The sequence below is a fragment of the Gracilimonas sp. genome (assembly GCF_017641085.1).
Lineage (GTDB): Bacteria > Bacteroidota > Rhodothermia > Balneolales > Balneolaceae > Gracilimonas.
On the sequence record NZ_JAEPPI010000002.1, the window covers coordinates 196,938 to 219,782 of the forward strand.

Here is a 22,845-nt window from a genome sequence, read left to right on the forward strand (position 1 = left end):
AATCGACTTCCAGACGTTCTAAACGAAGAAAATGCTTTTGCATATTTACATATTAGCTTATTTAAGCTAATTAATATTTACGCTGAACTATAAAAACGGAAAAATGCCTGACAAGAAACTTTGGGAAAAAGGAATTCAAACCGATGCGTTCATCGAGAAATTTACGGTGGGCAAAGACCGAGATCTGGATCTCGAACTTGCCAGGTATGATGTGCAGGGAACCCTCGCTCACATCGCCATGCTGGAGTCGGTAGGGCTGCTGGAAAAGAACGAGCTCGAAATCCTGACGAAAGAACTGAACCGGATTCTGAATGAAGTGATCGAAGCCGGCCGGTTTGAAATCGAGGATGGCGTGGAAGATGTTCATTCACAAATTGAATTAATGCTGACCCGCAAGTTGGGTGATATTGGTAAGAAAGTTCACGCAGGCCGCTCGCGAAATGACCAGGTGTTGGTGGATATCCGCCTGTACCTCCGTGATCAAATAAAAGAAATTGCCGGACTTTCCGGAACGTTGTTTCACACCCTCATTAAGCAAAGTGAAGCCACCAAAGAAGTTCTGCTGCCGGGTTACACGCACACCCAGGCTGCGATGCCCTCCAGCTTTGGGATGTGGTTTGGCGCCTATGCCGAAAGCCTGGTCGATGATTTGGCTTTGCTTGAATCCGTTTATCATATCATCAACAGGAACCCGCTCGGCTCGGCTGCCGGTTACGGCTCATCCTTTCCACTGGATCGAACAATGACGGCCGATCTGCTTGGCTTCGAAGGGTTGAACGTTAACTCCGTGTATGCCCAAATGGGGCGTGGCAAAACAGAACAGACTTTGTCTTTTGCCATGGCCGGGCTGGCGGGAACCCTCAACAAACTTGCTGCCGATGTGTGCCTTTACAACAGTCAGAATTTTCAATTCCTGAAGCTGCCCGACCAACTCACGACCGGTTCCAGCATCATGCCACATAAGAAAAACCCGGATGTGTTTGAACTGATCCGCGCCAAAACCAACGCGCTGAAAGCATTGCCCAATCAAATTATGATGGCTACCACTAACCTGACTTCCGGCTATCATCGCGATTTCCAGATATTGAAGGAGCAGCTGTTCCCGGCTATCGAAGAACTGAAGAACTGTTTGTTCATCACCGAATATGCAGCTGCACAGATGGAGGTAAATCATAACATTCTCGATGACCCGAAATATAAGCTGATCTTTTCTGTGGAAGCGGTAAACGAGCTCGTTAAAGAAGGAGTGCCATTCAGAGATGCCTATCAAAAAGTAGCACAGCAAATTGAAGACGGAAGCTTTGCCCCCCCTACGGAATTGAATCACACTCATGAAGGAAGTATCGGGAACTTGGGGAATTATCTGTTGAAGGAGAGATATAATAGACTTGAGATTTGAGATGTAAAACATAAGATTTAAGACATACCTCACCACCGATCTTATATCTTACATCTCAAATCTAACATCTATCATCCATCATGAACCAACTCTACTTCATTGCGCTCATTCCTCCAAGTCCGCTGAAGGATGAAGTTCAGGAGCTGAAGCTGGAAGTAAAGGAGAAATTCGACAGCTCGCATTCCCTGAATGCACCGCCACACATCACCCTGCTGAGCCCTTTTCGGCTGGAAGATCAAAACGAAGACAAACTGCATTCCCTGCTCGAAGTGTTCACCCAGTCGTTTCAACCATTTGAAATCCGGCTCAACAATTTTTCAACCTTTCCGCCCAGCGTTATTTTTATTGATGTTGAGAAATCGGATGCCCTTATGGATATGCAAAAACAATTGGAAGAGCTGGCCCGCTCTAATACCGGGCTTTTCAACTACAACTATGACGAGCGCCCCTATCATCCGCACCTCACCTTAGCATTCAAAGATCTCACAAAAAAGAATTTCTATAAGGCATGGAAGGAGTTTAAGAGCCGAACTTTTGAAAATTCGTTTACGGCCGATGCTCTTTACCTGCTTAAGCATGACGGACAACGGTGGAAAGTCGTAACCTCCTATTCCCTTTAACGATAACTGTTAGTTTTCAGCGGTAAGCTCTTAGTCGGCATAGATCTTCATCCTTTCTGTTCGGTGAAATGTGATTATAAACAGAGGAGCAGGGGGCGTAATCGTTGCCTCAAACAAAACATCTCCACTCAGGTAATCAACTTCTACTACCTTACCGTACGTTTTGGAGTTATGGACAGCACCGGGCGAAAAGAAAACATGGCCGGAACCCGGATCATAGTCCACATCTGATACAATTCGAGAGTACGTTTCAGCTCCCCGTTCTTTGCCATATTGCCAGACCTGCTGTATGGTCATATCCGACTCATTAACTTCGTACACTACTGCCCTGCTGTAGGGTCCGCTGCTCCTGTAGTTTCGATTATCGCCATTGTCGAACAGCATGATATTTCCGTTGGGCATAAGCTGAGGGGCATGCTGATACCAATTCCATTCAAAATCAGCATGGTTATAGAAACCGTCCATCACGTTTATGCTATTAATGGGATTCCCTTCTGCATCCAGTGGCTGTAACAGGTATTGGTTCAGGTCTTCACCACGCCCCGATGTTGCCCATCCACGATGGGGACTCATAATCCACACCACCTCATTCTCCCTTGTAAGCTTTACCACTCCTTGTGTACGCCCTGAAACAATTATACAATCGTCGGCCTCGCTATATTCTACGGCATTAGCATGAAACCAATCCTCGTCGTCGTTGGTAAGGGTGCGGCGGGAATACTGCAGAGACACATTCAGGTCCCAAACTGTGGTAATTTCATTACTCTCCCGGTCTATCTCAATCAAATAATCCTCAATGGTATCCGCCCCCAATTTATTAACCGTGGCAATGAAATTACCATCCGGCTTTTCTGTAACCTCATGATGAAATCCATACCCGGGCATGTCCCAGCTGTTAAGAACATCTCCGAACATATTAATCTCATAAATTTTATCGGAACTTCCATCTCCAAAATACAGGTTCCCATTTTGAAGCCGCTCCATACCGTCATCATAAAATAAAGACCCCAGTACCGGGTGGGTTGAGTAATCCAGATACCATCTTATATCACCATTTGCATCAAAAATAAAAGGTCGCTGAGGATTTGCCGTACCGCCTTTCTCAAATCCAAAATAGCTCACAAATGTCCAACCCTCTGCCATCTGAGAAAGGCTTGCAACATCAATCTCTACCTGAGGCATATCTGGCGAGAGTGCTTCCGTTTCTACAGAGTATTCTTTTGAGCCAATTTCCTTCCAATCATTACCATAAAAAGTTAGCCTCACTATATTTTTGGAGTTTGCATATAAACCTAAAACTGGTAATTCATGCATTGTCCGGTGACCTTCAATGGCATGATAGATTCCGGAGTGCTCGTCCTTGCCCATCACTTCAATCCTGATTGTTACAGGTACCTGGGTTTCAATATTTATCATAGCCGTTAAAGGAGCATATCCCGAAGGATTTACCGTCACATTCTCTTCCAGCAGTATATCCGACAACTCCGGTATGTCAGGTCCGGTGCTGTTTTTAGAACAATCAACAAAGAACAAAGAGACTATGACTAAGAGAGGCAGGCATTGCTTCATGACAAGGTATTTAGCTGTTAAACCTATCTTATAGTAAGGGCATGGGGCATGGCTTGCAAATGTTATCCGCCCTCCAAAAGTTGCTGTTAAAACAGGAATGCATTTCTCCTATCTCACGTTTTGGAAGTCCAATTGAAAAACATTCATCAAAAAGAGATTATGAGCGAACAAATGAACGCTGCTTTTATAGAAGAGTACGGAGAGCTAACCAATGTAACTACCGGAGAATTGCCCAAGCCTGAAGCGGGTGAAGGCGAAGTTTTAGTACGGGTGAAATCGGCCGGTGTAAACCCTGTGGATGCCGCCGTTGTAAGGGGCATGCTGAAAGATGCCATCCCCGGTGAATTTCCCCTTGTGCCCGGCTGGGATGTGGCAGGAGTTGTGGAAGAAACCGGTCACTCCGTAAGTCGATTTAGCACCGGAGATGAAGTATATGCTTATGCCCGGCGACCAAAAATTCAACACGGCACCTATGCTGAGTATATAAGCTTGCCCGAGTCCTACCTTGCAGAACGGCCAACCAATATTTCCATGGAGGCCTCCGGAGGAATTCCTTTAGTAGGGTTAACGGCATACCAATCCATTTTTGATTTCGGAGAACTGAAAGAAGGGCAAACTCTACTCATTTTAGGAGCCTCCGGTGGAGTAGGAACCCTGGCCATTCAGCTGGCAAAATCGGTAGGAGCAAAAGTGATTGGAGTAGCGAGTGAATCCAACCATGAGTATATGAAGGAGCTCGGTGCCGACATCACCATTGATTATAACGACAATCATGTTGGCGAAGCCGTGAAAGAAGCTCAACCCGATGGAGTGGATTTGATTTTCCATTGCTCCCGGGGCGACTCCTTTAGCCAGGTTATGGAAACCGGCGTGCTGAAAGAGGGCGGAAAAGTGGCTTCCATAACCAACAGCAATCCTGAAATCAGCGATGACATTGAGTTTAAATACGTGTTTGTTGAACCTAATGCCGAACAGCTGGAGCATATCACCGTGCTTGCCGACAGTGGTAAAATTACCGTACCGGTCACCGATACTTTTTCTTTAGAAGAAGCCGGTGAAGCACTTCAGAAAATTGAATCGCTGCACACGAGGGGTAAACTGGTGATTACTCCCTGAATAAGTTTACTTATTGGATAGACTTTAACCCCGGCTTAGATAAACAGGCCGGGGTTTTTTAATGGCATAAGCAGTAAAAACTTAATGATAAGTTTTTATCAAGAGGCCAACTCTCTGAGTCAGCAATATTAGAATCCGGGATTTTTAATACTTAGGTAACGCAAAGCTGATCAATATTTATTACACTCGACAAACGGCTATTATGTGTAATCCCTGAAATATGGTCAGGGAGCATCCACCAGCGAACCGTAAATTTGCTGTCACCACCCTGAAGTCGGTAACACATAATCAAACCCCATCATCTATTATGGAAGGATTAACCCAAGGCAATAATGTGCCCAGGAATGTGTACGGCTATTTCACAGCATTCCTTTTTGCTCTCATCTTCTCAATACAACCTGCAATTGCTCAGAATCAAACCATTGGTGCCGGACTGGAAGGTCAGGCCCTGATCGGTTACCTGCAGCAAAACTACTCCCCTGCCCAAACGCTGGGATATGACACTGCCCGGGATACCATGTATGCAGTTATCGATAATGACAATGGAAACCTTACCGGTGTTTATACAGGATATACAATTACTTTAGATCCTAATGAAGACCCAAGTACTGATGCTTTTTATAAAGGCGTTAATGCCGAGCACACGTGGCCTCAAAGTATGGGGGCCGGGAATGAACCGGCGAAATCAGATATTCATCATCTGTTCCCAACAAAATCGAATGTAAACAGTGCCAGGAATAATGACCCTTTAGGTGAAATTGACGACAACCTGACCGATACCTGGTATTACCTCGATCAATCTCAATCATCCATCCCGTCTAGCAATATTGATTTATATGCCGAGAATTACGGAAGCACCACCTTTGAACCCCGAGAACAACATAAGGGAAATGCCGCCCGGGCCGTATTCTATTTTGTAGCAATCTACCAAGCCCAAGCCGATCAAAACTTCTTTGATCAACAGAAGAACGATTTATACCAATGGCATTATTTGGATGAAGTGGATGCCGACGAACTAAACAGAAGCAGTACCATTGCCGGGTATCAGGGTAACGAAAACCCATTTATTCTGGATACCTCGCTGGTTCGAAGAGCTTTCTTTCCGGATGGGAATACCGGTGGAACCGACACCACGCCTCCGGTCATCAGCTCGGTACAGTCCACCAATATCGGAGCAAACTCAGCTACTGTAAGCTGGAGTACGGACGAACTTGCCACCTCTCAGGTTAACTACGGAACAACAACTTCCTATGGTTTTGTTGAAAGCAGCGGAAGTTACACTACCTCTCATTCCATCACCCTTACTGGCCTATCCGCCAACGCTACTTACAATTATCAGGTAAGCAGTACAGATGGTTCCAGTAATTCAGCAAGTTCTTCTAACTTCACTTTTACCACTGCTGAAGAAGGGACAAGTGCGGGTGCTATTGTATTCTCGGAGATCTTCTACGACACTCCCGGTACCGACAGCGATGAAGAATGGATTGAACTGTATAACGGGACTTCCACAACTGTAGATTTAAGTGGGTATACCATTACGGATAACAACGGAACCGGATCTTCCTATACCTTCCCAGCCGGAAGCAACATAACCCCTGGTTCTTATTTTACTGTTGCATCAGCCTCAACCGGTTTTCAGGCTATATATGGATTTGACGCCGATGAATATGGATCCATTCCCGCTTTAAATAATGGTGGAGATGTTTTAATCCTCACCGATACTCAAAGTAACGAAGTCGATATTGTGGCCTGGGAAGGAGGAGCATCTGCTGGTTTGCCTTCAGGATGGGGAAGCAGTACCGACCCTACCGCGTCAACCGGAGAATCTATTTACCGAAGCTCGCCGGGATCTGACTCTGACTCCTACACCGACTGGGCAGTAGCTGTCAATAATGGCGACCCGCAAACTCAAGCTTCGGCTCCTCAGAATCAGGCACCTACGGCAGTGGCCAATGGTCCTTATTCGGGGAACACCGGAAACTCCATCACATTCAGCAGTGCCGGCTCTTCTGACAGTGATGGATCGATCTCGTCATACAGTTGGACCTTCGGGGATGGAGGAAGTAGTACCCTCGCTAACCCAGGTTATACTTACACAAGTTCAGGCACTTACAGTGTTTCTTTAACGGTAACGGATGATCAGGGGGCAACAGCTACAGCAACAACTACTGCTGAAATCACAGATGCCACTGTAGATCACGTACTCTTTTCTGAAATCTTCTATGATACTCCCGGCACTGATGCTGATGAAGAATGGATTGAACTGTACAACCCCACTTCACAGCAAATTGATCTGACGGGCTATACCATTATAGATAATAATGGTACCGGGTCCTCCTATACTTTCCCATCAGGCACCGTCATTGACGCACAGTCCTATTTTACAGTAGCGTCCAATCAGGCTGGGTTTAACGCTCTTTACACCAACGATGCTTATCAGTATGGTGGAATACCGGCTCTCAATAATGGAGGGGATGCCCTTCTTCTTAATGACGGCTCCGGAACCACTGTGGATGAAGTAGCCTGGGAAGGCGGCGCATCTGCAGGTGTCCCATCAGGATGGGGATCGGGACCAACGGCTTCAACAGGAGAAAGCCTCGTTCGCAGTTCTTTTGATACCGATAGTGACAACGATAGCGACTGGACGACAGCCGCTAACAATGGTGACCCCGCCACACTACAGGCAACCGATACCACCGCTCCGGTTATAACCGCTGTAAACTCTTCCAATATTACTGAAACCGAAGCTACGATTACATGGACAACGGATGAGCCTGCCAATTCACAGGTGAATTATGGCACTACTACCAGTTATGGAAGTTCAGCAGGAAGCGGTAGTTATGTGACCTCTCACTCCGAGACCCTGACCGGTTTAACGGCAGGAACCGAATACTTCTACCAGGTTGTCTCTACTGATGAAGCCGGAAATACCGCAGTGGATGAAACTTATTCGTTCACAACGGCCAGTCCGCCTGCTTCTTCCACTCCTGACATTCTTATCAGTGAAGTTTTTTATGATACTCCCGGAAATGAATCCAAGGAAGAATGGGTAGAAATCTACAACACGACCGGACAAGAAATCCAACTTAACGGATGGACTTTGGTTGATGACAATGGAAACAGCCAGTCATTTACTTTTGCGAACAAACATAAGATCGGCGGGAATACTTTTATGACTCTCGCACTCGATCGCAAGGATTTCAAAGCACTGTATAATAAAAATGCAGATGACTTCGTGAATCTGCCCCCGCTTAATAACGGCGGAGATGTATTAGTTCTTAAAGATGCTTCCGGAAATGTAATTGACGCCGTTGCCTGGGAAGGAGGTGCCAATAGCTTGGTCTCAGGATGGGGAAGTACCTCGTTACCATCAGCCGGAGAAGGTAACAGTATTTATAGAAGTGACCTGGGAACAGATACCGATACCTATAACGATTGGACAACCTCCTCCGATCTCGGTTCACCCATGACCCAGTCCGATGGAACCTTTTTCGCTTCTGTAAATGACAATACAGAAAGCCGTGTTGAAGAAGGACCCGGCGAAGAGCTTCCAGCAGAAGTTACCCTGGGCAACTTCCCTAATCCGTTTAACCCGACAACTCAGATTGCTTACACCCTGCCGGAAGCGCAGCGCGTGAAAGTTACCGTCTTCAACATGCTGGGGCAGCAAGTAGCCACTTTGGTTGATGGATTTACTGAAGCCGGTGCGCATCAGGTGGTATTTGATGCCTCGGCAATGTCGAGTGGGCTTTACCTGTACTCTATACAAACAAGCTCAACAGTCATCACCAAAAAAATGATGCTGATTAAATAGCCTCATTTCGACCTGTTGAACAACTTTATAACCCCGATTTGGTTAAAACAAATCGGGGTTTTTTATGCATAAATAAAAAAGGCCCGATGAAACCACCGGGCTTTAACCTCTTTGAAATTCAGAAATAATTTACTGCAGATGCGCCGGAGGTGAAGTGGCTTCCACTGCCGAAAAGGTTTCGATGATTTTGTAGGTATGCTCTGTTTCTTTAGGAACCAGATATGAATTCCCTTCCGTCAACTCGACAACCTGGTCATTTTCCAAGTGAAGCTCGGCTTTACCTTTTAGTACATAACCTACCGTTTCATAAGAATTAGTATGAAATTCTTTGTCCGCATCCGGCTCTTCCTCTCTCCAGATTCTGAGCCCTACATCTTCGCCGGAAGCCATGATTTCTTTCACGACTTCGGCCTCATTTAATTTACCTTCTGCTACTTCTTCGGCTGTCATCGTTTCTATACTCATAATAATCGCGTCCTCTTTTTTGATTCACAGGTCTAATGCATCAAAAGCTATAACAGATGAGCGGGCGGTGGGGTTTCATCAGTTCATGCCAGCACAAAATTAGTTTTCAAAATTCCACCCATTATACAAGTTCAATTCCCCAATATTTGTAGCCGGGCCCTTTCCGTTAAGAATATGATTCATCCCTCCAAGCCTTCCCGCAAAAGCAGAGATATGTGTGATTTTAATTCCCGGCTTTTCAGGGGCTTCCATTGCGTTTTCCAAACGAACATTATTTTTTTCTGTTTCCTCACCTCTGAAGAAAGAATAAATCCCCAATCCCCAAGCCTGATGCTCTTCTACACCGTCGGCTATTTTATAGGATGCATACCCCGGCTTTCCATTATCATTCCATACTTCATTGCTTGGGGGCTCATAAGGAATTTCAGACTGGTAAAAATACACCCGGCCTCTCTCCCCCTTCCAGTATGTCTGATAATGCTGAAAGTGCTCATTAAAGAGCCCATAAATAGTTACATCATCCCCATTAACAATCAGGCCGTGGTCACTTTTATTGACAAACCAATCGGCACCTGTACCGTGATCGGCCCGCCATAACCAAAAATGATCACCTATTACCCGGTTTGCATTAATCTCAAGGCATGTCTTAGCTGTACCGGCAATGGCTCCACCTATTCTGCAGTATAAATCATGAAGGCTAATGGGATTACCTGAATAATTTTTATCGCTCCCTTCCTGTCCAACCTGAATCAGGACATCGGAAGATTGCACCCCTGCATCAACCATGATTCCTGCTACAATAATGCCTTCTTTATCTCCGACTGCAAGTGCTTTATTGCCTTGGGTAGGAACCAAAGTAGGAAGTCCTAAACCAAGTACTACTGTGTTTTCTTTCCCTACCACTATTTCCTGACTTAACTCATAAATTCCCGGAGTCAGCAACAGGTTCTTCCCTGAACTCAGGGCTTCGTTAATACTAGCGGCATCATCTTTTCCAGCCTTTGCTATATAAAAATCTTCAATAGGAATCTCTCTGCCGGATTCATTTCCATCTTTCCAGCTTACTCCTGTACTATTTTTGGTCAGCTGCGGAACAAAGACGAAATAACCATGCTCTTCACTAAATACCAGAAACGGCTTATCCCGGATAACAGGGGCTTCATCTACTACCGTGACCGGCTGCTCCGGCCAGTTTTTTTCCGGGGCTCCCTTTACCCCAACAAACACACGGTTCCAGTTCCCGCCCTCCCAGGAACCCAGTTCTGAATTTCGTGTAAACCATTGCTGTCCTGTTGTCAGACCGGCCCGACCGGTTACGATGGAATTCGCTAACACGCCCCCACTGCCCCATCCTCCTTTATCAAAATTTACATTGCCGATAATATGCATTCTTCTCATTGGCGCTGCTTGCGATACAGCCCAGTACATCCAGGGCTCAGCAGTATCGGGATACACTTTGAAATTCTCAGCCCCTCTCCAGAACTGTGTGGTTACGTTGTTGTTGTTGCTGGTTTCCACCGATTGCACCGCTCCATGCACCGTGGTTTGACCCGGGGTTTTTCCAAGTCCCAGAGCCTGCACATAAAAGTCGACCGTAATATCCACCTCATAGGTCCCCGGCTTAAACAGCAATGCATATCGTTGATCAGAAAACTCCTCACCGGCCTGCTCTTGATGAATTTCATCCAATGCTTTTTGAATTTCTTTCTGGTCCATGCCATCATCAAACACCAACACACGATCTCCGAACATAGAATTATTAATATTTAGGTTTTTCTTTTCTGTTGACTGGCAAGCGGCTAGAAATAGTAGCAGCCAAATAATGTAATTAAGCTTCAAGGGATCTTTTATTGATTATAGAGTTGCCTAAAATTATAGGGAAAAAAGAAGAAATAAATCTATGAAAGGCAGGATTTCAGGTCCGGGGGGGATTCTTTACTTGGCCGGTATCATATAAAACGAACGAATGTTTATGTTGCCAATGTTTTTGGGTGCTCATCAACAAACATCTTTATTTAAATAGAAACCGGAAGCCTCTTGACCAATCCCATTTTATTTCTTTCGGTAATTGTTGCCGGATTTTTTCTGATCTATGGCATACAGTGCTTCCGGTCCCCTTTTATGAAAGAGGAATTTATTCGCTATGGAATGGGCGATACTGTACGAAAACTCACCGGCACGGCTCAGCTGGCAGGAGCCGCCGGGCTGCTTGCCGGTTTATACATTAGCCTGTTGGGTTTTCTCGCGGCCACCGGATTGACAGTGATGATGGCGGTAGCCTTTGGCACGCGCATAAAGGTCCGGGATTCTCTGAACCAAACGCTACCTTCTTTTTTCTTTATGTTGGTAAACGGTTTTTTGGCCTACAAATTCCTGTTGCTGATGCTTTATGATCTATAGAAAAGCAATCAACAGCGACAGAGCCAGGAAAGTAAAAGCCGGGAGAGATTTTTTTAACGGGTCCTTAACCTTTATGTGCATACTCACAGCACCCAGCATCAACACGGCTATGCCGTAAGCAGAATAAGTTTCTAATTCCGGGTAGCCTGTAAACCAAATGGAAGCCAGAAGCCCCAATGCAAACAGAATTTTGAGCCCGCCTACAGTCCACATAAACCAAATGGGAAGCCCGTAGGCTTTAAATTCTTCTTCCAGACTTCCGGCGTCTCCACCCCGCCATTGAGTTTCCTTGCCCGATCGCAACAGCCATACATTTAAAATGCTAAGCCCTACAATTACTTTACATGCCATAATCAGATATTCCATAATCTCCTCTAACTACCTTTTTGTTTGCTCCACACTGTGGAGTTGTGAATACCGACATCAATAAAAACAAAAATTGCGCTTATTACTACGACTTTATTTGATGAGCTTGCCCTTATAAACTAAAAAAAGGAGAGTTGTATGCTCTCCTTTTAAAATACTTCTTCAAGATTTGCTGGCCTGATATTTCTATTTACTCAACGGAGACAATATCGAATAAGTAGTAAGTATTGCCCTGGTCGGATATCAGCTCTAATCCAATGATAATTTCATCACCGGTGGGTACTTCAGAAAAGAACTCCTGACTATCAAAGTCTATCACGCTGCCATTACCTTTTACGTTCCCTGCTATGTTCAGGTCAGTATAATATGGAGGAGGAGTTGGAGAAGGCTGCCCGTTATATGTAGCCAGAATTATGGCGGCTTCAATAATTGAATCATTACCCGGAAGCTGGACATGAGCCTTTATGCTGGCTTTTTTATCACTTCGCAGCTTTTTTGGACTGAAATTTAAATGCGAACTTTCAAGATTAACGCCAATTAGGCCATTGATATCAACACCGGATGGGAAAACACCACCAGTATCTTCTATGCGGATATATCGCGCATTTGATAAACCCGCAGCATTAAGATCATACAGGCCCGTTCCAGTAGAAGAGCCTAAAAGCTTATAGGGACCGGCAGGGTCGTTACTGGCATAAACAGTCATCCCTTCTGCAAAACCGAAGCCTGACGCAATCAGGGATCCGTCAGCTTCAATGACAATAAGATCCGGCCCTTCCTGATCTTTTATACTTTCACCTTCCCCCATATCATAGACAACGAAACCTCCTCCAATACCTGTGACAGGTGGTGATTTCAAAGGGTTCAGTAACTGAGGTGCATCCAGCCCTCCTGCAGCAAACGGAAAACCCTGTCCGTTATTTATGAGTCCGTCTATAGCTACCGCATCCGCAAAGGGATCGTAAGTATTAGGTGTCGCTTTTTTTGCCGCTTTATTCAGGGCACTTGGTTCCGGAAGAATCTCATTTTCCATCTGCGTATCTGTACTTGTATTTGAACAAGCAGCAGAAACTCCAAAAATTATTGTAATTACAAGTATTTGTTTTATGGTAGTATTCATTTTGTACCTCGTCTAATGATTAGATTATGTCTTATTAGTTTTCAGACCAGATTAGTGCTACCCCTCTTATTTACTAGCACTTTTGATTAATATAGTGCTTCAACTCTTCATTAACCTATATAAAAAACAATTGTAGATGGGAGGCAAAGATGGCGAATCGAAGATTTGGTATAGGAACTTGACTTCTCAGCTTGAGTTTATTCCATTGAGGCGGAGTCTCTATAGGGCATCCCCGAGCAGAGCAGCGGAAAGAGAAAAAACATAAGGAGTGCAACCCTCTTATAATTCCACTTTTTTGGGTTTACCGGCAAAATGTCCAAAGCCGGCTTTGATCGCTAAAATCCCTAACAAAAACCCCAAGGGAACATTCCAGTTACCGGTCAAATCATAAAGAGCCCCGATTAAAATGGGACCGATGGCTGCGAGAATATACCCTGCAGATTGAGCCATTCCACTTAATTCGGTTGCCTCCTGCGTGTCGTGCGAGCGAAGTACGATAAATAGCAGTGCCAACCCAAAAGACCCTCCGAGTGCAAAACCCAACACAGATACCCATACGGCTACCCCAAATGTATCCGTCAGCATAAGGGCCGCAAGGCAAACACCTTCCATGAGTATTAACATCCATACAATACTTTGCTGATTGGACTTTTTTCCTGCAAAGTATGGGATAAGCAGTGTACCCAGCACTCCGGTCCCCTGTGATAATGAAAGCATCCATCCGGAATAGGATTCCGATAGCCCCCTGCTTTGCAGTATATCAGGCAGCCAGGCCAAAATCACGTAAAAGGCTAAAGACTGTAATCCCATAAATACAGCCACTTGCCATGCCGTAGCTGAGCCGGCCATTTTTTTGAGAGCTTTTCGAAAGCTACTGAGCCGGCTGCTATTAGTATTGTATCGCAACTGAGGGATCCAAATTAATAATGCGATAAAAGCAGGAAGAGACCACAATGCCAAAGTGTACCTCCAGCCAAGTCCCATTCCTTTTGATAGTGGAACACTTAGCCCCGCTGCCATGGAGGCTCCGATCCCCATCATGCTGGAATACAGGCTGGTGAGCGGGCCCGACATATCCGGAAAATCGCGCTTTACCAAAGAGGGCAACAACACATTGCCCAAAGCAATGGCGATACCTAACATCAAGGTGCCTCCGAATAAGGCCACCGGTGACTGGATCAATCGGGCTAAAATCCCGATGGTAAGTAAAATTAACGCCCCGAATAATGTTTTTTCTATACCAAAACGCCGTGTAAATAAAGTAGTAAGCATCGAAACCAGGCCAAATGCAATCAACGGGAGAGTCGTAAGCAAGCCCAGTAAAGAGTTGGAAAGTCCGGTACTCTCCCGTATTTCAGCTATCAAAGGCCCGACGGATGCCAGGGCCGGCCTCAGATTGAGAGCAATCAGTATTATGCCTGAGATTAATAAGCCGGTTTGCAAGCGGTTTCTTCGGGAACCATCTTTTTCAATTGGTGGCATGCCTTAACTCTCGAAAATCGATGTGAATTCGTCTATCATAATAAGCTTTCAATGTACGGCTTAGGGATTTCAGGTATCGGATCTATAATGGCTTCCTAACAACAAGCGCAGTAGCATTTTCGATCAGATTTTAGATAGACGAAGCAAAATGACCAGATAAAAGGTCAAAAATCATAAACAAAAAAAAGCCCCGTACATCTAAAAAGTGCACAAGGCTTTACTTGATGTGGGACCGGGCGGATTTGAACCGCCGACACACGGATTTTCAGTCCGTTGCTCTACCTACTGAGCTACAGTCCCTTTCAACAAGGACGGCAAAGATACAGGGTTTGTAATCTTTATACAATAATAAATTGGGGAAAAAGGTATTTAGGTGTTAGGGGCAAGGTGTTAGGTTTTAGTAAGTCTTTCTGAGCGGAAGCGAAGCATCTTTGTTATAGTTAGTTACCAATCATTTTGGGCAAAGATCTTTCGCTTCCGATCAAGATGACCCTAAAACCTAACACCTTGCACCTAATACCTACCTCCCCGGAATGTGAATGTCCTTTAATCTCAGCTGAAGCGTACGCCGGCCGTTCCAGTTATTTTCTTCAAGCACATAGGCTATTTTAAACGGATCTCCTTTTCGAACATCGGGCAGGTATTCGTGCATATTAAAACCGATGGTATCAAAAACACCGGATCCATTTTGGCTTACCCTCATCTTCAGGTGGCCGTTTCCTACAATGGTCGGAACACCGACTACTTTTACACCTTCACTTACAAAAACGGGCCGCAGGTTACCAGGCCCAAAGGGCTCAAACTGACTAAGCAGCTTCCAGAATTTCATATCCACCTCACCCAACTCCAGTTTGGCATCTACGGTGAGTTCCGGTTCAAAAGAATTCTCAGACAAATCGGTATAGGCCAGCTCATTCATCCGGCGACGGAATTCGGAAAGGTTTCCTTCCTCCAGAGTAAGTCCGGCTGCAAACTCATGCCCACCAAATTGTTCCAATAGGTCATCGCACTTTTTGATGGCATTATAAATATTAAACCCTTTAATACTCCGCGCCGACCCTTTGATCTTCCCATCCACATTGCTGAGCATGATAGCCGGGCGGTGATATAAATCCACCAGTCGGGAAGCTACAATCCCGATCACCCCAAGGTGCCAGTTCTGGCTGTACAGCACAATGGTGGACGTCTCCTCCATGTTAAAATCCTTCTCAATCTGCTCCATCGCCTCTTTCATGGTCTTGGAGTCGGTATCTCGTCGCTTCAGGTTTACGGACTCCAGCTCATAAGCATGCGATTTGGCTTCTCCCAGCGTCTCGGAGATCATGAGCTTAACCGCGGTGCTCGCATCCCCCATTCGTCCGGCCGCATTAATTCTCGGGCCGATAGAAAACACAATCTTGGAGGTGTTTACATCTTCTTTGGAAACCTTGATCAGCTCCAGCAATGCCTTAATACCCACCCTCGGGCTTCGCTGAATCATCTGTAGTCCGGCCTTCATAAGCACACGGTTTTCATCAATGATGGGTACAATATCGGAAGCAATCGAAATGGCCACCAGGTCCAGGAATTTGTACGAGATCGTGGAGGGCAATCCCAGCTTTTCTATGGTTCCCTGAATGAGTTTAAACCCAACACCCGCTCCCGAAAGTCCGTCAAAGGGGTAATCACAGTCCGGGCGTTTGGGGTCGAGTACGGCTACGGCATCCGGAATTTCATTACCTACAGTATGGTGGTCGCACACAATCAGGTCGATGCCTTTTTCACGGGCTACTTTAGCTTCTTCAATAGCAGTAATGCCACAATCAACCGATACAATCAGAGAGGCCTTAACTTCTTCGGCATATTTAATGCCATCGGGGTTAATCCCGTATCCCTCTTTGAAGCGATGGGGAATGTAGTAGTCGGCATCTACGCCAAATTCTTTCAAAAATGTATAGACACAGGAAGTTGCTGTAGTCCCGTCAACGTCGTAATCGCCGTAAACGAGTACTTTCTCACTTTTACGTATGGCCAGAGCTAAACGTTCTGCACCGGCTTCCATATCCTTCATTAAAAAAGGATCGTGGAGGTTTTCTATCTTTGGCCTGAAAAAGTATTCTGCATCATCGAATGTTTTTATGCCGCGTATAGCCAGTAGTTGGGCTATTTTGTCCGGAATTCCCAGCATGTCCCCTAACTTGGAGACGTACTTTGGCTCGTCCGGCTGCGCGTATACCCAGCGGAATGACATGATTGTTTTGTGCTTTATTTTTATACATAAAGGCAGATCGGCGGTCAGGCCGGGACGCCAACGCAAATCGCGTTCTTATTACCTATATAAAATACTATTAAACAAGAGAAAATCAGCATCTTTGTTTACATAAAAAATCTAAACCTCTCTGATCGTTCAAATTCGCCCCAACTCCCCAAAAAATAATTACAAGTATTTATGATTGAGCCAATTTATTTGGTTGAGAACCGTCAAATAAATCCCGAACTTTGGAAGCGGTTCCATAACGGACCATCTGTATAATTTACCCAAGTTAAAATGATTGACGCACCTGTTAAAAACTCCAAGAAATTGACTGAAGAAAACCCGAATTTTTCCCTTTTTAATCAGCTTGCTAACTACGAACATGAGCAGGTGGTCATTTGCTCTGACCCTGAAGTTGGGCTGAAGGCTATCATCGCTATCCACAATACCACGCTGGGCCCGGCTTTGGGCGGAACCCGTATGTGGAACTATGAATCCGAAGAAGCAGCCATCAAAGATGTGCTGCGCCTCTCACGCGGTATGTCGTATAAAGCGGCTATTTCCGGACTGAACCTGGGTGGTGGAAAAGCTGTGATCATCGGCGATCCTCATACCGAGAAAACCGAAGCTTTATTCCGCTCTTTTGGCCGGTTCGTGGATGGACTTGGCGGACGGTACATCACCGCTGAAGACGTGGGAATGACCGAGCGTGAGATGGAGTGGATTTATTCTGAAACGAAGTATGTAACCGGTATTCCCAAGGCACTTGGTGGAAGTGGAAACCCATCTCCGGTGACCGCTTATGGGGTGTACATGGGAGTTAAAGCCTGTGCTCAAAAAGCTTACGGCAGCGACTCACTCGAGGGCAAGAAGATTGCCTTACAGGGTGCCGGAAATGTAGCTTCCTATTTTGCACGTCATGCAGCTAAAGAAGGAGCCAAGCTCTACATCTGCGATATTTACGAAGACAAAGCTAAAGAACTTGCTGAGGAAGTGGGGGGTGAACTTGTTGACCCTGATGACATTTATGGGTTGGATGTGGACATCTATACTCCTTGTGCTTTAGGCGGTGTGATCAATGACGACACCATGGATCAGTTTAAGTGTGATATCATTGCCGGAGGAGCTAATAACGTGTTGGATGATGAAGACAAGCACGGCCAGCAGCTGCTCGACAAAGGCATTATCTACGCTCCTGATTATGTGATTAATGCGGGTGGACTCATCAATATTGCCAGCGAACTGGAAGGGTACAACGAAGAGCGCGCCCTCCAAAATGCCGGTAATATCTATAACACGATCACCGACATCCTGAATTATTCGGAAGACCATGGCATTCCTGCTCATGTAGCTTCCAATGATCTGGCTGAAAAGCGTATCAAAACCATAGGGCATATCAAGAATAAATATTCATCCAAGGCCAATGTATCCGGGAGGCTGGGTGAAGTTTACAAGCGCTTTATCGATTGATTCAGCTGCTGAGTTTTGAGTGAGTGAAAGGGGTGCTTCGGTTTGAGGCACCCCTTTTTTTTGTTTCAGTTCTTGAGTGCTGCTAAGTTTTAGGGGCCTTCGCGGGCATTGACCCACTCCTTTGTTTCCTCTCCCGCGGAGAGGAAGACTCGTTGGTTATAGTTGACTCTTCTTCAATGCTACTAGCCAGTGGGTATATTCTTTTACTAACTTAGAACCCAACCAACTAAAGAGCTTCCCCTCCGGGGAGGGGATTCAGGGGCGGGTCAATGTTAGCTAAGGACATGATGATTTCATGCCCTAGACTCCCTCATGCTCCAGTATCCACCTTTCTATTTCCATCACTACCGACTCCGTATAGTGCTTAGCATCAAATTCACTAAACCGCAGAAAACTCACTCCCAACTGCTCAATTATTTCCTGTCGTTGTTTATCATATTCAATTTTATAGTCATGACTTCTTCCATCAATCTCTATTGCTAACCTGAGTTCACGGCAATAGAAATCAACGATGAAACGATGGATTGGACGCTGCCTCCGGAATTTATAACCAAGCAGTTTCTTTTTCTTAATTGCTTTATAGATTTCGATTTCGCCTGGAGTCGAGTTTTTTCTAAGCCAGCGAGCTTTGGCTATAAGATCTTCCCTGTATGGAATGATTGGTATTCTCTTTTTCATTGTACCCTCTTTTATTTTAAATACTATAAAAAATAAGGTAATGGCAAGTTTTCAGGCCTTCACGAGCATTGACCCACTCCTTTGTTTCCTCTCCCGCGGAGAGGAAGACTCGTTGGTGATAGTTGTGATTTATTTAAGGCTATTGCCAATGGGTATATTCTTTTTCCTCACTCATAAACCAACCAACGAGCCTCCCCGCTCGGGCGGGGATTGTGGGGTGGGTTAATGCCGGCAAAGGGCTTTGCACTTTCAATAATATTGCTCCACAATCCTCAACCGCACATCCGGCTATATTTTTTACCCACCTCCATCCAAATAAAACGCAATTTTCTGTGTATCTTTGGGGATACATTTTTCTATAAAAGAGATTTTTTATTACTCCTATGAACATCGAAGAATTTAATTTCAAAGACCGCCTTATCAAGGGAATCACAACGGACGGTCATTTTAAAATATCTGTCGTAAAAACCACTGAAGTCGTAAAAACGGCACGAGATAATCACCAGCTTTCATTACTAAATACCGTCATCTTAGGGAGAGCGCTAACAGCTACCATGCTCCTGGCCTCTGAACTTAAAGGGGAAGAGCGCATCCGGATGCGCATGGATGGAGACGGCCCGATTGGGTTTATAGTTGCTGAGGCAAATTCAGTGGGCGAGATCCGTGGTTATGTTAAAAACCCGGTCGCCGAGCTGGATTACTCTAATCCCGAAACAGAACTTGGAGATGGCATCGGCTTAGGCATCATGACTTTTTCAAAGGTGCTTTACAACGAAGCCGAACCTAAAACAAGTACCATTGAGCTTATCAAAGGAGATGTGAATAGTGATGTAGCTCATTACCTGGCGCAATCCGAGCAAATTCCTTCCGCACTGCTTACTGATGTGGGCATTGATGAAGATGGTAACGTTACCGAAGCAGGCGGACTGATGATACAGCGACTGCCCGGCGCCCCTGATGGTCAAATTGATATGCTTCAGGAGCGATTGGGTTCATTCCCGCCCATCGACGAACTGCTGGCCGATGATCAGTATATCGATGAAATCATGAATAAGGCTGTATCACCGCTGAAAGCAAAAGAGCTGAACCGCCAGCCGGTGGACTTTTTCTGTCGCTGTTCCCGCAAGCGTTTTTTGAATGCCCTGGCTATGCTGAATTACGAAGACCTGAAAGAAATGGACGGAGAAGGGCAGGAAATGGTTTGCCAGTATTGCAACAATAGAGAGTTTATTTCGAAAGAAGAGATTGAGAAAATTGTGATGGATGCTCAGGCTAAAATGAACTAAATAATCTGATCTTATGGGAAAGCTCTCCGACGACGAAATCCGGCAAATTGTCCAAAAAGCCACCCTTTTACAGAAGTATGGAGAACAAAGCTCTCCCGGAAAAGCCACTGACACCAACGAGGAAATCCAATCTTTGTATGAGATCACCGACGAGATAGGAATCCCCCGCACGTTTGCATACGAAGCTTATATGGAACTGGGCGGAATCCCGGTTCAGGAACCGATGGTAATCGACAATCATGATTTTAACAGTACTTCGGTTGTAGGATATGCCAGAGGCACGGTAGACAAGGAGCTTTTCGATGAGTTAAAAGGTCAGGCAGAGTATCACTTTAATACCTTAGGGAAGGTGACCCGGCGAAGAAATAAGTACATTTGGAAAGCCAAGCCTGTGGGGCCCTCGAAATTCATTGCCTCTGCTAACTCTCCCGAAATTGAGCTTGAACAAATTGATGGAAATACGAAAGTAACGGTTTCCCAAAGCCTGAAAACGCTCAACAAATTGTATCTGCCAGGAATTGCCGTTGCCTTTGGTGGATTTATGCTGTTTGCCGGTACCATATTTGGTCAAACAGGCAATGAAGTCGCTCCTCCTCTCATTGTATCACTGCTTATTCTTACTGCTTCCGTGTTTTATGCCCGGTTTATAAACAGCCGTAAAAAGAAACGAAAAAAAGACCTACAGGAATTGTCAGAAACACTGTTAGGTAAAATTGAACGGCATCTTAAATCTACCATCCAATCTAAAGAGATGGAACTGGAAGAGGTAAAAGGACAAATCGACATTCCTGAAAATGAATATGAAGAAGAAAGTGTTGAGAAAGATTCACGACCACGAATCAAATAATAACCACCTTCACTTTTCATAATATGGGTAAAAACGTAGTAATAGTAGGCGGGGGCTTCGTCGGCATTTCGGTTGCTAAAAAGTTGGCAGGCACTTCATTCAATGTCACCATTGTTGACAAGACTAATCACCACCTGTTTCAGCCTCTGCTATATCAGGTTGCTACAGCGGCTCTTTCTCCGGGAGATATTGCCATGCCCATTCGGGCTATTTTCAGCAAACAAAAAAATGTACAGGTCATTCTGGGTGAAGTAACCGAGGTTGATAAAACCAGCAATCGTATTCATCTCAAGAACGGATCCAGCCTCCCTTTTCATTACCTGATTTTAGCTCCCGGTGCACAGTACAACTACTTCGGCAATGAAGACTGGGAACAACACGCTCCGGGCTTAAAATCTCTTTCTGATGCCCTTCAGATCCGGGAACGCATTCTGCTCTCGCTTGAAAAAGCTGAACAGATTATTGATCCTGAAAAGAGAAAACCTTTTTTAACCTACGTGGTTATTGGTGGCGGACCAACCGGTGTGGAAATGGCAGGCTCTATAGCTGAAATTGCCAAACGTAGTATGATGAGGGACTTTCGGAATATTAAACCGGACGAAACCAAGATATATCTGGTAGAGGCTGCGGATGGTATCCTGAATGGCTTTGATGAACCGCTCCCGGAAAAGGGCCTGCAAACCCTGGAGAATATGGGAGTGGAAGTGATGCTGAATACTCCCGTGCAAGAAGTGCAAAAAGATGGCGTGAAAGTGGACGGACAGTTCATTGAAACCCCAAACATCATATGGGGAGCCGGGGTAAAAGCTTCGCCTCTCATTCTGAATATCGGCGTTGATACAGACCGGATCGGAAGGGCAAGGGTAGAGCAGGATCTTTCCATTGCCGGATCTCCAAATATATTTGTAGCCGGTGATGCAGCTCATGTTAAAGACGACAAAGGAAAGCCGCTTCCCGGCCTGGCACCCGTAGCCCTTCAGCAGGGCAAGTATTTGGGAAATTTGATTAAAAAGAATTCTTCCACCCGAACTCCATTTCGCTATGTGGATAAAGGGACCATGGCAACCATTGGCCGTGCCAAGGCTGTGGCGGATATACGTGGGTTTAAATTCAGCGGCTTCTTTGCCTGGCTGCTGTGGGGACTCATCCACATTTTCTTTCTCATTGGGTTCCGAAACCGATTAAGAGTGTTTGCTGAGTGGACCTGGCACTACATCACCTTTAAGCGCGGTGTACGCCTGATTGCCAAAAAAGACGACATTCCCTGATACAGAAATTTTGAGCAAACAACCTAAATGATGTATATTTACATACATCATATTTAAAGAAAGACTCATGATTCGAACACAAATATATCTTACCAAAAAAGAAAAAGAGGCTATCGAACAGCTTTCCGGTGAGCGCAAAACAACTCAGAGCAATATTATCCGGGAAGCTATTGATGAGTATGTCGCTAAAAAGAAAATGGAATCCGGAAAAGAGAGAGAATCGATCATGGATTTTGCCGGTATTTGGAAACACAAGAAAGATATTCCCCGGGTTGATGTACTCAGAGAAGACTGGGAAGGGCGAGTGAAACGCTTAGATGCAGACAAAGATGATCGTTGATACCAATATTTTTATTGATTTCCTGAAGGGAAATGAAGATGCAGTACACTTTATCCAAAAGAATCAGCCTGTTTCTACATCAGTAGTTGTTGTTTCAGAATTATACTCCGGAGTGAAGACTAAGGCTGAAATGAATGAATTGGGCTCATTTTTATCCTTTGTAAACAAAATTGATGTAACTGAGGCTATTGCCAGAAAAGCAGGGCTCCTGAGGCGCAAATACCACAAAAGCCACGGAATTAAAATACCGGATGCGATTATTGCAGCTACAGCTGAACAACAGGGTGTGCCAATCGCTACACTCGATAAAAAGCATTTTTCAGTTTTAACTAACAACCTGATTATCCCATATTAAAACCAAAAAAACAGGCT

At 45.2% G+C, this 22,845-nt stretch carries 19 protein-coding genes, 1 tRNA gene and 1 riboswitch; of the genes, 11 read left to right on the top strand and 9 right to left on the bottom strand.

Features of this window, described 5'->3' with window-relative positions; translation table 11 throughout:
• The first annotated feature begins 103 nt into the window (after window positions 1–103).
• Together argH and JJ941_RS07775 are read left to right on the top strand one after the other, a co-directional pair.
• Window positions 104–1,399 carry an argininosuccinate lyase gene (gene argH / locus JJ941_RS07770; RefSeq protein ID WP_290963508.1) on the top strand — a complete coding sequence of 432 codons (1,296 nt, stop codon included), beginning with the start codon at window positions 104–106 and terminating at the stop codon, window positions 1,397–1,399.
• A gap of 80 nt (window positions 1,400–1,479) precedes the next feature.
• Window positions 1,480–2,019 (top strand): 2'-5' RNA ligase family protein, encoded by a 540-nt coding sequence (locus tag JJ941_RS07775; RefSeq protein WP_290963510.1) that lies wholly within the window; start codon window positions 1,480–1,482, stop codon window positions 2,017–2,019.
• 30 nt (window positions 2,020–2,049) lie between these two features.
• On the opposite strand, the gene JJ941_RS07780 is transcribed toward JJ941_RS07775, so the two are convergent.
• A complete protein-coding gene (locus tag JJ941_RS07780) occupies window positions 2,050–3,588 on the bottom strand; it encodes an aryl-sulfate sulfotransferase (protein WP_290963512.1) in 1,539 nt (512 codons plus the stop codon).
• A 159-nt stretch (window positions 3,589–3,747) separates the two neighbouring features.
• Between JJ941_RS07780 and JJ941_RS07785 the strand changes: the two genes are divergently transcribed.
• Window positions 3,748–4,704 carry an NADP-dependent oxidoreductase gene (locus JJ941_RS07785; RefSeq protein WP_290963514.1) on the top strand — a complete coding sequence of 319 codons (957 nt, stop codon included), beginning with the start codon at window positions 3,748–3,750 and terminating at the stop codon, window positions 4,702–4,704.
• Between the two features lie 182 nt (window positions 4,705–4,886).
• A riboswitch (purine riboswitch) is annotated at window positions 4,887–4,990 on the top strand.
• A 21-nt stretch (window positions 4,991–5,011) separates the two neighbouring features.
• Window positions 5,012–8,518, top strand: a complete 3,507-nt coding sequence (locus JJ941_RS07790) for a lamin tail domain-containing protein (protein ID WP_290963516.1) — start codon at window positions 5,012–5,014, stop codon at window positions 8,516–8,518.
• 129 nt (window positions 8,519–8,647) lie between these two features.
• Here the strand turns inward: JJ941_RS07790 and JJ941_RS07795 are convergent, their stop codons facing one another.
• Both JJ941_RS07795 and JJ941_RS07800 read right to left on the bottom strand, forming a co-directional pair.
• Window positions 8,648–8,983 (bottom strand): cupin domain-containing protein, encoded by a 336-nt coding sequence (locus JJ941_RS07795; protein WP_290963518.1) that lies wholly within the window; start codon window positions 8,981–8,983, stop codon window positions 8,648–8,650.
• Window positions 8,984–9,082: 99 nt separating this feature from the next.
• Window positions 9,083–10,822: a coagulation factor 5/8 type domain-containing protein gene (locus tag JJ941_RS07800; protein WP_290963519.1), complete on the bottom strand. Its 1,740-nt coding sequence runs from the start codon at window positions 10,820–10,822 to the stop codon at window positions 9,083–9,085.
• A 198-nt stretch (window positions 10,823–11,020) separates the two neighbouring features.
• On the opposite strand from JJ941_RS07800, the gene JJ941_RS07805 reads away from it, so the two are divergent.
• The gene (locus JJ941_RS07805; protein ID WP_290963521.1) at window positions 11,021–11,383 is read left to right on the top strand and encodes a DoxX family protein; all 363 of its coding nucleotides are present in this window, start codon (window positions 11,021–11,023) and stop codon (window positions 11,381–11,383) included.
• Here the strand turns inward: JJ941_RS07805 and JJ941_RS07810 are convergent.
• The 5 genes from JJ941_RS07810 to recJ form a co-directional block, all read right to left on the bottom strand.
• On the bottom strand, window positions 11,378–11,749 hold the full coding sequence (locus JJ941_RS07810) for a DoxX family protein (RefSeq protein ID WP_290963522.1): 372 nt from the start codon (window positions 11,747–11,749) through the stop codon (window positions 11,378–11,380). The two genes, JJ941_RS07805 and JJ941_RS07810, sit on opposite strands and share 6 nt — an antisense overlap.
• Window positions 11,750–11,939: 190 nt before the next feature.
• Window positions 11,940–12,869 carry a hypothetical protein gene (locus JJ941_RS07815; protein WP_290963524.1) on the bottom strand — a complete coding sequence of 310 codons (930 nt, stop codon included), beginning with the start codon at window positions 12,867–12,869 and terminating at the stop codon, window positions 11,940–11,942.
• A gap of 279 nt (window positions 12,870–13,148) precedes the next feature.
• A complete protein-coding gene (locus tag JJ941_RS07820) occupies window positions 13,149–14,351 on the bottom strand; it encodes an MFS transporter (protein WP_290963526.1) in 1,203 nt (400 codons plus the stop codon).
• 227 nt (window positions 14,352–14,578) lie between these two features.
• Window positions 14,579–14,651: transfer RNA gene (locus JJ941_RS07825), tRNA-Phe, on the bottom strand.
• Window positions 14,652–14,871: 220 nt separating this feature from the next.
• Window positions 14,872–16,581: a single-stranded-DNA-specific exonuclease RecJ gene (gene recJ, locus JJ941_RS07830; protein WP_290963528.1), complete on the bottom strand. Its 1,710-nt coding sequence runs from the start codon at window positions 16,579–16,581 to the stop codon at window positions 14,872–14,874.
• Between the two features lie 297 nt (window positions 16,582–16,878).
• Here recJ and JJ941_RS07835 point away from each other — a divergent pair, with 297 nt between their 5' ends.
• Entirely contained in the window at window positions 16,879–18,054 is a 1,176-nt protein-coding gene (locus tag JJ941_RS07835; protein ID WP_290963530.1) for a Glu/Leu/Phe/Val dehydrogenase, read from the top strand.
• 300 nt (window positions 18,055–18,354) lie between these two features.
• Here JJ941_RS07835 and JJ941_RS07840 read toward each other — a convergent pair whose 3' ends face one another.
• Complete coding sequence (locus tag JJ941_RS07840) at window positions 18,355–18,732, bottom strand: endonuclease domain-containing protein (protein ID WP_290963532.1); 378 nt, start codon at window positions 18,730–18,732, stop codon at window positions 18,355–18,357.
• Window positions 18,733–19,115: 383 nt separating this feature from the next.
• Between JJ941_RS07840 and hslO the strand changes: the two genes are divergently transcribed.
• From hslO to JJ941_RS07865, 5 genes are all read left to right on the top strand, one after another.
• Window positions 19,116–20,018, top strand: coding sequence for an Hsp33 family molecular chaperone HslO (gene hslO / locus JJ941_RS07845; RefSeq protein ID WP_290963534.1), 903 nt, complete (start codon window positions 19,116–19,118; stop codon window positions 20,016–20,018).
• A gap of 13 nt (window positions 20,019–20,031) precedes the next feature.
• Window positions 20,032–20,865 carry a TMEM14 family protein gene (locus JJ941_RS07850; RefSeq protein WP_290963535.1) on the top strand — a complete coding sequence of 278 codons (834 nt, stop codon included), beginning with the start codon at window positions 20,032–20,034 and terminating at the stop codon, window positions 20,863–20,865.
• 23 nt (window positions 20,866–20,888) lie between these two features.
• Window positions 20,889–22,133: an NAD(P)/FAD-dependent oxidoreductase gene (locus JJ941_RS07855; RefSeq protein ID WP_290963536.1), complete on the top strand. Its 1,245-nt coding sequence runs from the start codon at window positions 20,889–20,891 to the stop codon at window positions 22,131–22,133.
• Window positions 22,134–22,200: 67 nt separating this feature from the next.
• Entirely contained in the window at window positions 22,201–22,473 is a 273-nt protein-coding gene (locus JJ941_RS07860; protein ID WP_290963538.1) for a CopG family transcriptional regulator, read from the top strand.
• A complete protein-coding gene (locus JJ941_RS07865; protein WP_290963539.1) occupies window positions 22,451–22,828 on the top strand; it encodes a type II toxin-antitoxin system VapC family toxin in 378 nt (125 codons plus the stop codon). The genes JJ941_RS07860 and JJ941_RS07865 overlap by 23 nt, the downstream gene beginning before the upstream one ends.
• The last annotated feature ends 17 nt before the right edge of the window (window positions 22,829–22,845 follow it).